This window comes from Micromonospora sp. MH33 (genome assembly GCF_003013775.1).
Lineage (GTDB): Bacteria > Actinomycetota > Actinomycetes > Mycobacteriales > Micromonosporaceae > Micromonospora > Micromonospora fulviviridis.
Window position 1 is genome coordinate 1 of sequence record NZ_MUYZ01000219.1, and the last position, 12,110, is coordinate 12,110.

Sequence of the window (12,110 nt, forward strand, 5' to 3'; positions counted from 1 at the left end):
CGTCCGTGCTCAACGGCTGGCCCCAGCCCGGCACCCCCTGACCGACCTCAACTCCTGAAGACACCGATACCTGACCTTTGCCTCGACGTCGTGCACCAAATGCTGAGCCGCAACGGGTACCCGCTGTACCCAGACCAGGTTGCCGCAAATCGGCACAGCCGCTACACCTGACGCCCGTGCACCCGATCTTGCTACACATCGCGGGATCGGCGGCATCGGCACGCGCCAGGAGCGACCTGCGACGCGGTCGCGCCCAGGCATCTTGATCAACACAGGATTGGCGGCGGCAGAGGCGCTTGTCTGTGCCGTCGCCTCCTCTAACGAGGGTAGGACTCGGTACGGGAGGCGACTCGGATCGCCCCGATTTGTCAACCTGATCTGGTGATCCGGCGTATGCGAAGCCACGTTCGCCGCCACCATGGTTTCGAAAGCGGCACGTTGCCTGCCTGGATGTGTGCGGCCCGATCTCGTGCGCTAGCAGCACGGGTGGCGCTGGTCGAGAGCGGGGGCAGCCAGTCGATGCCGTTGTTGCGGATGTAGTAGTGCGATCTACAGGATTGCTGGCCGTTCCCGACGGACGGCCGCATGCTCACGGTTCCATCGAAGGTCAGCACCCAGTCGTGGGGACCGAATGGAGTGACGACCTTCGTTTGGCATCCGCAGGCACAGAGGTGGACTGCGGTTTCGAACGTCATCGAGATATACAGCGTTTCCGGTTCAAGTTCAGCCGGGATGTATTCGGTGAATACCGTCGTCAGCTTTTTGCATCTCATGCAGCGTCGTCCGCCTCGGACGCAAGCGGCTGCTCGCAGGAGTCGTCTTCGGCGTTGGCCTCGGATGTGCCGTACCGGTTGTGGAGGTCGTTCGAGTCCAACGCGTAGACGGTGTGCCGCTCGTCCTCGGTGTCGGCGTAAAAGCGGAGAAGCTTCTTGTACCGCAGGACAGCGAGGTTTGCGGTGAGCGCGTTGAGTTCGGCGACCTGAAGGTTCGTGTCGTAGTCGGCGTGGTCGCCGGCGAAGTAGGAGATGAGTCCGTCGCGCTCTATGTGGTCTGTCCGGGCGGGCGTGGAGGTGGTGATCCGGATCTGACCGTTGACGCCGTTGCCGTCCCTGCTGAGGCCGACGCCGGTGTCGATGAAAGGGACACCGTGGGCGGTTAGAGCCTTGATAATGGCCTCCTTGTCCGGCCCGGTGTCCATGGCCAGGAACACGAAGTTGGCGTCGAGTATCTCGTTGACGTTCTCGGCGGTGACGTTGACCGGATGCGGTTTGATGCCGCGGCGCATAGCGGAGTACATGCGCTCGTAGTAATCAACCTTCTTCATCGGCGCCCGCAGGTCGTCGATGCTTGCGGCGCCGGGTGCCCGGAACGCGTTGTGACTGCGGAGGAAGTCGCCGTCGTACAGGTGCAGCGTCACGGCAGGGGTCTTAGCTAGCAGGTCGAGCAGGTAGGAGCCCGTGCCGCCGAGGCCAATGATGACGACCTTCTTCACCGCCAAGAGCGCGTTGAGTTCGGTGATTCCAGCCCGGCTCGAGTAGGTGTCGACGTAGACGAACACCCCGTCGTCCTCGTCCGTCTCAACCGGCTTGAATGTGAAGGGCGTTGCGCCCGGGTCGACGGCCTGCGCGGGTCCGGCAACCATCGCTGCGTAGTACGTGACTTTCTCGTAGAAGTCCGTGTAGTTGCCGTCCGGCTTCTTCTGGGAGAAGCCGCAGGTCGCGGTCAGATCCGGGCTCGCGGACCAGCGCTCGACGCCGTCGTTGACCAGGCCGTCGATCGGTCGGCCGTTCTTGTCGCGAGGTACCCCTCCGACGAAGCACATCACGTGGGTGCTCGGCGGCGCGGTGGTGTCGCCGCTCAGGTCCAGCGGGCAGAGGAAGGAACCCCACTGCACCTGAGCGGCCTCGTCCACGAACGGGATGTCGTTGACGACGAGGAACCCGTTGACGATGCGGACTGCGTAGCCCTCCTGCATGAGGCGGGCCAGGTCCTGGCTGCTACGAACGAGTCGTGAGCCGGACATTGAACGTCGTCCCCTTCTTCTTGACCTTCACGGACTCGCCGGCGACGAGGGTCCCGCTCCCGCCGTGCGGGGTGGCTGCGTGCCGGTACGTAACCGTGAACATCGCCTGCGGGTCGTGGCCCGGGAAGGCCAGCTGTCCCAGCTCCCCGTAGGTCACGGTGTCGTGGTCGAGGCTGACGGCGGTCCCGTTGATCACCACCTCGACCCCCTTGTCCTTCTTGTCCGAATGCTCTGCGAGCGGTGCAGACATGGCAGTTCTCCCATCGTCACGACCCCCGAGGGGATCTTGTCGCAAGGTAGCATACAGCCGATCACCCTAGGGGTGATGGAAGGGGGGCAGGAACGTGGGCGTGTCGGGCGCGGCACCCGGCCCGATGGGGCGGCCTGTAGCGTCCACGGGTGGGTTGCAGGTCATCAGCCAATGGGTGATGGAGAATGGAAGCGTGGAACGGGAGTACCTGGATGAGACTCTGCGTCGCCTTGCCGCCGAGCCCGGCTTCCGACCCGCAGGCTGGGGCGCCCGTGAGACCGCAGATTTCCATCGGCTCGTTCAATGCGCACGAGCGGCGTACGTCGACACCGACCTTCGGAACATGCGCGTGTTGCGGATCAAGCCTGACGACGGCTTGCCGGGCAAGGCGCGGGCGACGTTGAGCTCTGGCCGCGTAATCGAACTCACGTTCAAGAACTCCGATAGCCACGGCACTGTCGTCTTCGAACTCTTGACTCCACAGATGGAAGCCAAATGAGCAACGCTGAACACGACCCGCTGCCAACGCACCAGATTCCGGTGGGCGAACTCCTTGGTGACGAGTTGGATGCCAGAGGCTGGTCTCAGGCCGACTTTGCCGCTGTCCTCGACCGACCCACCCAGTTCGTGTCCGAGATCATCACTGGCAAAAAGGAGATCACCAGGGAGTCGGCGGCACAGATTGGTGCCGCTCTCGGCCAGTCGGCTGAGTACTGGCTGAAGTTGCAGGACCAGTACCTACTTGCCGAACAGGCCAAAAACAAGGCCACCCAGGGAAAGCTGGAAGAAGTGCGCCGACGGGCGCTGCTCAACAGCAAAGCCCCGATCCAGTTACTTCGGAAACGCAACCTGCTCACCAGCAATAGCCTCGACGAACTCGAGGCCGAGGTCATGGAACTGTTTGAGCTCAGATCCATGGAGGCAGAACCAGCATTCGCCGCAGCTGCGAAGCGCGGAAACCATGGTGAAGAAATCAGCATCCTTCAGCGAGCCTGGGTCGCATGCGTCCGCAAGGCAGCCCGTGAACTGCCTCCTGTGAAGACGTACTCGGCGAACGGGCTGGAGGGCCTTGCCCGCTCTTTGTCCCGGACCCTAAGGACGTCCAATGATTTCTCCGACTTGCCCAAGCGGTTCGCGGAAGTCGGGGTAAGGCTAGTCTACGTCGAGATGCTTCCTGGCGGGAAGATCGATGGCTGCGCCATGTACGTCGATGACTTTCCCGTCATCGGCCTCTCGGGGAGAGGAAAGCGGCTCGACAAGGTCCTCTTCACCCTCCTTCACGAAATCGCACACATTCTCCTTGAGCATGTGGACGCCGAGCGCATCATCGCCGAGGACCTCGACAGGCGAGAAAATGAATCAACCTATGAGGCGGACGCAAATGCTATGGCAGCGGGGTGCGTTTTCCCGAATGGATTTCCTAGCATTCCAGTGCGCATTAGCGGTTCGTGGGTCGACGAGACTGCCGCCAATCTTGGTGTCGCACGCATCGTCGTCATCGGCCACCTTCAACACCGCAAACGTCTCGACTGGCGCACGACCTTTACTAAGAACGCTCCAAATGTTATCGAGGCCCTTGAGGCGTGGAAGTAAAGAGTGCGCGATCCACGCTGGAGTCGGCTGACGGCGCTGGCAATTCACCGTCGTTCTGGCGTGGTGCCCCCTTTGCGCGCTTATCGGCTACTTGTTTCATTGACCTGCGACCGTGGCCCGGCCAGGCTTCGGTCGAGGCGCCCGGGCTGTCGCTCTCATTTCGGCTGCCCACGCTGGTCGTGTGGCTCTCATTTGGCCTGCGCGGCCCGGGCGTCGCCCCAGGGCGGGGAGAGGCTCAAGAGGGGTTTGTTCGGCTCGAAGTAGCGTTGCCCTCCCGGCTCGACAACCCAGGTGGATCGAGCATCGGAGGACGCGTTGAGTGTCACGTCGGATCGCGTGGTCATCGGCATGGACCCGCACAAGCGCTCCGCCACGATCGAGGTCATGGCCGGCGACGAGACCATCGTTGGCGGCGGCCGGTTCGACACCGACCGCAACGGCTACACGGCGATGAGGAAGTACGCCAGCCGGTGGCCGAACCGGGTCTGGGCGATCGAGGGCTGCCAGGGCATCGGCCGGCACATCGCCAACCGGCTGCTGGCCGATGGTGAGCAGGTCGTGGACGTCCCGCCGAAGCTGTCCGCCAGGGCGCGGGTGTTCGCCACCGGCCAGGGCCGCAAGACCGACGCCACCGACGCCCACTCCATCGCGCTGGTCGGCACCCGGATGACCGGACTGCGCCCAGTCGTCAACGATGAGCAGCTCGCCTTGCTACGGATCCTCGTCGACCGCCGCCGTTCCCTCGGCGAAGACCACACCCGGATGATCTCCCAGCTGCACCAACTCTTGCTGGAGCTCATTCCGGGTGGCGCGAAGAAGAGCCTGTCCGCCGCCCAGGCCAAAGCACTGCTGGCCACGGTCCGGCCTCGTGACGCGGTCGGCAAGGCCCGACGGCGGAGCTGATCAGTGACCTCGAACGGGTCTACCAACGCTCGAAGGCCGCCGACAAGGAACTGAAGGAACTGGTGGCCTCCACCGGCACCACGTTGATGGACCTGCACGGCATCGGACCCTCCGGCGCCGCCCGCCTGTTGGTCGAGGTCGGCGACATCACCCGCTTCCCCAACCGGGCCTACTTCGCCTCCTGGGACGGCACCGCCCCCATCGACGCCTCCTCCGGCGAACAGGTACGACACCGGCTCTCCCGCGCCGGCAACCGGCAGATCAACCGGGTACTGCACATCATGGCCACCGTTCAGCTACGCAACCCCACCGAAGGCCGCGCCTCCTTCGACCGGAAGAAAGCCGGCGGCAAGACATCGATGGAAGCGATGCGCGCCCTTAAACGGCGCCTGTCCGACATCGTCTACCGGTGCATGATCAGCGACGCGGTAGCCACGGCGGCGGCCCCGGGAGGACACCGGGGAACGACTACTGACTCCAGCGTGACCGACTCTCATCCCCCAGCCGGCTCTTCGGAGAAGTCACTTCCCGGACCCGCCGAGACCCAGGATAGAACTCTCCTCCCGGCGGTGTCTTGACACAGAGGGGAGCCAAATCCGGGCGCGTGGCTAGCCAACTATCCAAGTGATGGTGGCGGAGTCATGCGGATCTCCGCCGAGTGCAGGCAGGTGGGGGCCATCAGTGCGGTGGCTGGGGCCGAGAGGCCCCCGTCGGCCCGCTCCGACTCATCACCGTGGTGGTCAGCCGACCTCTGGGTCGCTGTGCTGGGGCCCGGGCTACGGACGGCCGTTAGTGTGGGGCGCGATGTTGTGCGCGGGCGGTGGCCAGTGTCGGCGTACGGTGCGCTCGGATCGGCCGATCCGGGCGGCGATCTCCGCAGGGTGCAGGTCGGGCTCGCGCTGGTACCAGTAGGCGACTGCGGCAGGGGTTTCCGAGGGTACGTCGTCGCCCGACGACTCGCCTGCGGCGTTCGGTGGCGGTGCCGCGTCGCAATCGCCCGGCGACGGCACCTCCTCGTGGCCGGCGCGCCGCAGCGGCAAGGGTGCTGCGGTGTCCGCCTCCTCGCCTTGAGACTCACTCTTAGGCAAGCGAGTGCGCGCGCGTGAGGCGTAGGCCGGGTTGGGCAAGGAAGTGCCTGCAGTGAGGGTGCGGCGATCAGCGGATGCCCCCCTGGTTTCCCTCCCGGCGTCGGGATCGTGGGGCGCGGTCGAGGGGACGGTGGTGATCGGTGGCGCAGTGGGTGGGCCGGGTTCTGTCGAGGCGGACGGTATTGGTCGCGGGCCGGGTGTGGCGGCCCGGATCCGGCCGGTGATCTCGACGAGGCTGATGCTGGCGACCATGACGAGCCCGTCGACGGAGATGGGCAGCAGGTAGGCGGCACCGGCTTCCGTCTCGCCGTATCGTGCGGCGACCCCGACGAGGTGCCAGTAGCTCACCCATGTGGCGATGGCTGCGATGACGGCGGTCGCGGCGATCCGGATCATGCCGAGGGAGCGGCGGTGGTGCGGGACGCGGGAGATCAGCTCGACGGTGAGCAGGAGGGCCAGCGGCGGCCACGCGGCGATGATTTGGCTGATCGGGTTCGGTCGGGCGTGCAGGACGTTCGCTGCCACCGATGCGGCCACGCCGAGGGTGAGCGTGGCGCGCACCGCCCAACGGAGGCGTCGCAGGTGCGGGCTCGCGTCAGCGAGCGCCAGGGAGTCGTCGACGGGCGTTGTGGCCGGCGAAGCGCTCATTGGGGCGCTCCGTCGGATCGACGCTGGTTGCTGGGGTCTCGGCTGGTCCAGCGCAGTTCGGTGATGAGTTGGTCGGCCAGGGCGAGGGTGTCGTCGCGGGGTTCGGCGTCGATCTCGGCGAGCCGGCGGGTCAGGGTGCGGCGAAGGGCGTGCACGGCGTCGAGGTCGCCGAGCTGCGCTCGGGCCCGCATGGCGGCCTGGTAGAGCCCTTCGGCGTAGGGGTGGTGGTTGATCGCCATGTCGAGGACCGTGAGTTGCTCGGCTGGCTGGTCGGTGAGTTCCTCGATGAGGGCGGTGGCGGCGTCCAGGGCTTCCTGGCGCACCTGCTCGCGGTATGGCTCGAGCCATTCGTATTCGCTGCCCTCGGCCAGGGGGTGGCGGTAGGTGTCGACGGCGCAGCGCAGGGCGGTGATGCGTTCAGGGGTGGCGGTGGCGGTGTCGGCGGCGCGGATCGCGGCGCGCATGCGCCACAGGTCGATGTCGAAGCGTTCGGGGTGGAGTTGGTAGCGGTGGTGTGGGTGGGTGAGGTAGGTGCCGGGTCCGCCGGTGTGGCGCAGGACGCCGCGGAGGTCGGAGACGTAGGTGTGCAGCCGGTGCACGGCCTTGCGGGCGGGGGCGTCAGGCAGCAGGTCGTCCAGGATGGCCTCCGTTGACGCGTTGCCATCGCGGACCGCGAGATAGACCAGCAGTTCGAGGGATTTGGCACGCAGTTTTCTGTGGGGATCGCCGTTGGTGATGCGGGGCGCGCCGAGCACGGTCACCTGGACCGGGCCGTGGGTGTCTGCGGCCGTTTTTTCGTCGGTCGGGTTGGGGTTGGCCGTCGCCCTGTCGAGTTCGCAGGCGGAGGGTCCGCCGGTGTTTTTGGAGACGGGGCCGGGTCTGTCCTCGGCTGCCAAAGGTGCCGGCTGCTTGGAGGTGTGGGCGGCGGAAGTTGCTGCCGTGTCATGGGTCTGGGGAACGTCCTCCGCGCTGCCGTGATCTGGATCCTCCGGTGTGTCGGCCGGTCTCCGTGGCCCTGCCTGCTGTCCGTCGACGACAGGGTTGGGCGGGTCGGTCCGCTGGGCCGGCGCGACGTGCGCGGGGGCGGGCGCTGGTTCTGTGGGAAGCTGGCCGGTGTGGGACTCGGCGAGGGTGGTGAGAAGGTCGGCGGTCTCGGTGGGGTTGATGACGGTGAGGCGATCCAGCTCTGCGGGGTGGGAGTTGTCGGGGTCATCGTTGTCGAAAGTGGTGGTGCCGTCCTCGGCGACGTTGATCCTGGTGCCGTCAGGCCATTCGCCGAGCAGCACGCCGTGGATGTCGAGGCGTTGGCCCTGGATGAGCAGCGCGCCAATGCGGGCACGGTGATGTCGGGCGGTGGGGCCGGCGAGCAGCACGATCGGTGGGAGGGGTTCTTCGTAGGGATCGGTGGCACGCAGGCCCGCGACGGTGTCGACGTCGTGCCGGTTGACGAGCCGGGCGCGGTGCATCATCTGCGCTTCCAGGATCTCCAGGGCGTCGTCGAGGTCGGCGGTGACGGTCAGCCGGGGTGAATGGGGCAGGTTGACTGCGGCGGCGCCGAGCAGTGCCGTCGCGGTCGCCGACGGCATGACCACCTTGCTGCGGTCGTCGGGGTGCTCCGGACCGCCGGCGGCTAGGGCTGCGGTCAGGAATCCGCGGGCGGCGGCGTGCGCTCCCGGCCCGGTCAGGCCCAGCCCGGCGGCCGGCCACAGCGCTGGCAACGCCTGCGGCTGCGCCGCCAGCAGGAGGTCCGATCCGCTCCGGGCGCGGTCGTCTGCGACGTCAGGGTTGTCGGTATCCAAAGCACCCGCCTGCGGGTCGTCGTCGGGTGGCGCGAAGCTGGTCTCCTCGTTGGGGTCGTTGTCGAGCTCGTCGCGGCCGTCATGGCGGATCGCGCGGGTGTGGTGGGTTGCCGCGCGGCGCAGTCCGCGCCGGATCTGGTTCACCACGAGCGGCATGGGTGCCAGGTCGGGGTCGGTGCCGCGCGGCTCTGCGGTGGGTGGGCGGGGGACGTAGCGGCGTCGGCGGTGGGCCCACACCAGGGCCACCGCGGAGGCGATTGCCGAGGCGAGGCCGATGTCCACCCAGCTTCCGCTGGGCAGCGACACCCCCCGCCGTCGGTGACCAGAGGTTATGGAGCCCTCTGGGTTGGTGCTCGCCGTCTCGGTGGCGGTGGTGCTCTCGACGGGACTGGCGGATGCCGACACGGGCGGTGCCGGGGTGCGCGGCGGAGTGCTGTCCGGTGTGGTGGCAGCCGAGGACGGCGTTTGCGTCTCGGAGCCGTCGGGTTGCGACGGGTTGACGGCACGTGGTGGCGTCGGCGGCCGGGGTTGCTCGGCGGGCGGCGCGGTGGTGGGTAGGTCGAGGGTCCAGCCGGGGTAGATCAGGTCCGGGTCGCGCAGGGTCCCACCGATGCCGGCGAAGTGGGTGCCGCGGTTGAGTGAGAAGATTTCCGGCCAGCGTTGCGGGTCGCCGAGGCACCTGTCGGCGATCTCTGACAGGGTGTCCCCCCGCCGCACGGTGTACCTGCTGTGCTGTGCTGGAGCGGAGGTGGCAGCCGGCCGGCCGGCTGCCGTGTGAGCGGGACGGGTGTTGAGCGACTCTGCCGGGGTGGCGTGCACCGTCTCCTGCTCGGTGGTGGCGACGCCGGTCCCGGTCTGCGCGGCGTGGGCGGGGACGCCGGCCGTGCTGGCGGTGACGGCGGTGGCGCCCAGCACCGCGGCGGTCAGGCCCTGCAGCGGTCCCGGCAGGTGCAGCGTCGGCAGCCACCGCAGCGTGCGGGTGACCCGCGTGTAGACGCGGATGAGGACCGCGGCGGCGAGCAGCGCCCAGATCAGCCATGCGCCGGCCTGCGCGAGGCCGGCGAGGAACCGGCCGGTCAGCGGCTGCCGGATCCACTCTCGCAGCGTGTCGGTCGATGGCACATCAGGGGTCGGCCCGGCGCCGAGGTGGATGAGCGTCGCCGGGACAGCTGCGAGCAGAAGCAGGGTCGCCGTCGTGGTGGCGGCAGAAGCCGTTCTGCTTTTCATCGCTGCCTCCTGCCTGTTCGGGGCCGCCTCACAGAACTCGGGCGTCGACGGGTGGCCGTGACGCGGGAAAGCTGGCGGGCGGTGGAAGGATCGAGTGCGGGTGCTGGCGGATCGACCGTATGGCCGCACAAGGTCCTGGAGGCTGCCGTGCGGGCTGACAAGACCTCACACAGCCTTACAGGACCTCACACCCGCAGGTCAGAGGCTTGCGGGTCACCGGGAGAGGCGTTTGTCGGCGGCGCCTTCCCGGTCCCGGCGGTGGTGAACCGGGGGCAGTAGGGGTGGCGCTATCGCCCGGAGAGGTAGGCGTTGCGGAGGTGGGCGGCCGTGTTGCGGAAGTAGTCGCCCGGCTCGAGTCCGGCTGCGGCGAGGCGGCGGGTGTAGCTGTCGCGCAGCTCGCTGACCGCTTGCTGGTCGCCGAGGGCCGCGAGGGCTTTCATCGCGCGCAGGTGCAGGTCTTCGTTGTAGGGGTCGACGCGGATGCCACCTTGCAGCAGGGTCAGGGCACGGCGCGGGTCGGATTGGAGAGCGGCCAGGGCCGTGTAGGCGTCGATGGCGTGCCGGCGGGTGGCTTCGCGCGGCGGCTCGAGCCAGGGCCAGGTGTACCCGGCGGCGAGGTCACCGGTGTAGGCGTCGATGACAGCTTGCCAGGCAGTGGCGCGGTCGGTGACCTCGGTGGCGGCGTGCCGCGCGGCGTTCTGCAAGCGCCACAGGTCCGTGTCCAGGTATGTGGGGTTGAGTCGGTAGCGGTCGTCGGCGTGGTCGATGACGGGCGATCCGCTTGCGGAGCGAAGGGTGCCGCGCAGGTCGCTGAGCGTCGTGTAGAGCCGGCCGGTGAGCTTGTGGGCGGGCAGGCCCGGCCAGATGGCTTCCACCAGCTGCCGGCGGCTGGCCCCGTCGCGGTGGATGGCGAGGAAGACGAGGGCCTGCAGGGCGGCGCTGCGCCGGATGGTCAGCGGCACACCGTCGAGGAGTATTGCCGGCTCGCCGAGGACACGCAGCTGCAGCCGCCGGGATGGTGTAGCGGCGGTGCCACGAATGCGAGGTGGCCTCTCGTCGCCGGTGCTTTGGTGTGGCACTCGCGGGCGAGGTAGGGCGACATCGTTCTCGGTTGGGTGCTGGGCATGCGTGTTGAGCGGCGCCGGGTGGGTGTGGCCGATCACGGCGAGCAGGTCGGTGGTGGCGACGGGGTCCAGCACGCACAGCCGCGGCCGCGCCTGCGTCGCCTGGCGTGGGTCGTGGGTGTGGCCTGTCGCGTCTACGTGCCAGGTAACGGCGGCGGGCCAGGCGCCCAGGACGACCACGGTGACGGCGCCGGTCGCAAGTACGCCATCCAGCCGGTCTGCAGGCGGTGGGACATCGAGGATCAGAACCGCCGGTGCGGTGCCGCCGAGCGCTGCCCTGGTGTCGTGTCGGTCGGCCTGCTCGGGGGCCGGCGAAGGCTGCTCATCGGTCAGGGACGTCAGGAAGCTTGTGGCGTCGTCGACGGTGGCCGCCACGCGAAGGCTCGGGAGATCCTGGCGGATCAGGCCGGCGGCGGAGCCCAGGAGCATGGTCAGGGCGGTGCGGGTGACGACGACCGGCGCCGCGCCCGAGGGCTGTCGCAGCCTCGCCAGCAGCGCGGCAACCAGTAGTCCCCTGCCTGCGGCGAGGGCACCGTCGCCGACGAGACCGGCCCCGCCCGGCGGGAGGCCCGCGACCGGCCCCGGCAGCGGTTTCCGGGCATCGCCGGTGCCGGCCGGGGCCGCGCCGGCCGGCGGAGGCGGGCGGGTCTGATCGGCGGCGAGCGCGGCTTGGATGGCGGCGACGGTGGCGGGCAAGGGGGCAAGGTCCTGCTCGTCGCGGCCGGGTGAGCCGTGTGGGCGGGCAACGTAGGTGCGGCGGCGGCGCAGCCACACCAACGCGGCGGCTGCGGCGACCTGTTCGGCGACCTGGTGGGGCAGCCAACTGCCCGCCACCACCACCCCGTCGTCACGGGTGTCGTCGCTAGTGGCGGCGGGCTTGTTGCCGCCGGGGTCGTCGAGTGTTCCGGCGGCCACGGCGAGGGGATGATCTGGCGGCGCGATGGTGGTGTTGGCGCCGACACCGAAGGCGGCGGCTCCGGCCATGCCGGTGGCCGTGGCCTGCAGGGGCGTGGGTAGCGGCATGCGACGCAGCCAGCGGGCGCCGGCCCGCATCCGCTTCAGGGCTCTGACGGTGACCGTGTAGGCGAGGAACACCCAGACCAGCCAGGCGAACAGGCCCAGCGCGGTGGTCAGGGTTTGCTCGGTCAGTGGCTGCGCCACCCACAGCTGGATTTGCCGCATGGTCGGCCAGCCGTGCACCGGCCAGCCGACGATCTTCACCAAGAGCAGAGGCGGACCCGCCAGCAGCAGCGTGAGGAACAGCAGTGACGCCACCTGTCGCGGCCATCGCATGCTCGATCACCTCCGCCCGGCGTTCCTGCCCTGGCCGGCGGCGACCGTCCGCGCCCTGCTGTCGGAAGGGCTCATGGGGCGGCGGCCGGCTGCCGGTCGGGGCGCACGATCCGGGTCCACACCTGGCGGACCCACCACAGCGCCACGGCGATGGCGTAGATG

The 12,110-nt window shown here is 68.5% G+C and carries 10 protein-coding genes; 4 read left to right on the forward strand and 6 right to left on the reverse strand.

Features of this window, described 5'->3' with window-relative positions; all coding sequences use genetic code 11:
- Window positions 1-368 precede the first annotated feature (368 nt).
- The 3 genes from B0E53_RS37105 to B0E53_RS26075 are packed head-to-tail and all read right to left on the reverse strand — an operon-like array spanning window position 369 to window position 2,273.
- Window positions 369-773, reverse strand: a complete 405-nt coding sequence (locus B0E53_RS37105) for a DUF6527 family protein (protein WP_146167766.1) — start codon at window positions 771-773, stop codon at window positions 369-371.
- Entirely contained in the window at window positions 770-2,023 is a 1,254-nt protein-coding gene (locus B0E53_RS26070; RefSeq protein ID WP_107078459.1) for a ThiF family adenylyltransferase, read from the reverse strand. Before B0E53_RS26070 ends, B0E53_RS37105 begins: the two co-directional genes overlap by 4 nt.
- The gene (locus tag B0E53_RS26075; protein ID WP_107078460.1) at window positions 1,998-2,273 is read right to left on the reverse strand and encodes a multiubiquitin domain-containing protein; all 276 of its coding nucleotides are present in this window, start codon (window positions 2,271-2,273) and stop codon (window positions 1,998-2,000) included. Before B0E53_RS26075 ends, B0E53_RS26070 begins: the two co-directional genes overlap by 26 nt.
- A gap of 193 nt (window positions 2,274-2,466) precedes the next feature.
- On the opposite strand from B0E53_RS26075, the gene B0E53_RS26080 reads away from it, so the two are divergent.
- The 4 genes from B0E53_RS26080 to B0E53_RS39675 all read left to right on the forward strand — a co-directional run bounded on the left by B0E53_RS26080 (window position 2,467) and on the right by B0E53_RS39675 (window position 5,347).
- Window positions 2,467-2,772, forward strand: a complete 306-nt coding sequence (locus B0E53_RS26080) for a hypothetical protein (RefSeq protein ID WP_146167767.1) — start codon at window positions 2,467-2,469, stop codon at window positions 2,770-2,772.
- A complete protein-coding gene (locus B0E53_RS26085; RefSeq protein WP_107078462.1) occupies window positions 2,769-3,866 on the forward strand; it encodes an ImmA/IrrE family metallo-endopeptidase in 1,098 nt (365 codons plus the stop codon). Before B0E53_RS26080 ends, B0E53_RS26085 begins: the two co-directional genes overlap by 4 nt.
- 315 nt (window positions 3,867-4,181) lie before the next feature.
- Window positions 4,182-4,769, forward strand: a complete 588-nt coding sequence (locus B0E53_RS39670; RefSeq protein ID WP_246835593.1) for an IS110 family transposase — start codon at window positions 4,182-4,184, stop codon at window positions 4,767-4,769.
- A 62-nt stretch (window positions 4,770-4,831) separates the two neighbouring features.
- Window positions 4,832-5,347, forward strand: coding sequence for a transposase (locus B0E53_RS39675; RefSeq protein WP_246835594.1), 516 nt, complete (start codon window positions 4,832-4,834; stop codon window positions 5,345-5,347).
- Between the two features lie 198 nt (window positions 5,348-5,545).
- On the opposite strand, the gene B0E53_RS26095 is transcribed toward B0E53_RS39675, so the two are convergent.
- From B0E53_RS26095 to B0E53_RS26105, 3 genes are all read right to left on the reverse strand, one after another.
- Window positions 5,546-6,505 carry a DUF2637 domain-containing protein gene (locus B0E53_RS26095; protein WP_107078463.1) on the reverse strand — a complete coding sequence of 320 codons (960 nt, stop codon included), beginning with the start codon at window positions 6,503-6,505 and terminating at the stop codon, window positions 5,546-5,548.
- Window positions 6,502-9,531: a BTAD domain-containing putative transcriptional regulator gene (locus B0E53_RS26100; RefSeq protein WP_107078464.1), complete on the reverse strand. Its 3,030-nt coding sequence runs from the start codon at window positions 9,529-9,531 to the stop codon at window positions 6,502-6,504. The genes B0E53_RS26095 and B0E53_RS26100 overlap by 4 nt, the downstream gene beginning before the upstream one ends.
- Before the next feature lie 287 nt (window positions 9,532-9,818).
- A complete protein-coding gene (locus tag B0E53_RS26105; protein ID WP_107078465.1) occupies window positions 9,819-11,948 on the reverse strand; it encodes a BTAD domain-containing putative transcriptional regulator in 2,130 nt (709 codons plus the stop codon).
- Window positions 11,949-12,110: the final 162 nt, after the last annotated feature.

Coding starts and splice junctions, on each gene's coding strand:
- B0E53_RS26100 (WP_107078464.1), bottom strand. CDS start 9,531: ATGAAAAGCAGAACGGCTTCTGCCGCCACCACGACGGCGACCCTGCTT.
- B0E53_RS37105 (WP_146167766.1), bottom strand. CDS start 773: ATGAGATGCAAAAAGCTGACGACGGTATTCACCGAATACATCCCGGCT.
- B0E53_RS26095 (WP_107078463.1), bottom strand. CDS start 6,505: ATGAGCGCTTCGCCGGCCACAACGCCCGTCGACGACTCCCTGGCGCTC.
- B0E53_RS26070 (WP_107078459.1), bottom strand. CDS start 2,023: ATGTCCGGCTCACGACTCGTTCGTAGCAGCCAGGACCTGGCCCGCCTC.
- B0E53_RS26085 (WP_107078462.1), top strand. CDS start 2,769: ATGAGCAACGCTGAACACGACCCGCTGCCAACGCACCAGATTCCGGTG.
- B0E53_RS26105 (WP_107078465.1), bottom strand. CDS start 11,948: ATGCGATGGCCGCGACAGGTGGCGTCACTGCTGTTCCTCACGCTGCTG.
- B0E53_RS26075 (WP_107078460.1), bottom strand. CDS start 2,273: ATGTCTGCACCGCTCGCAGAGCATTCGGACAAGAAGGACAAGGGGGTC.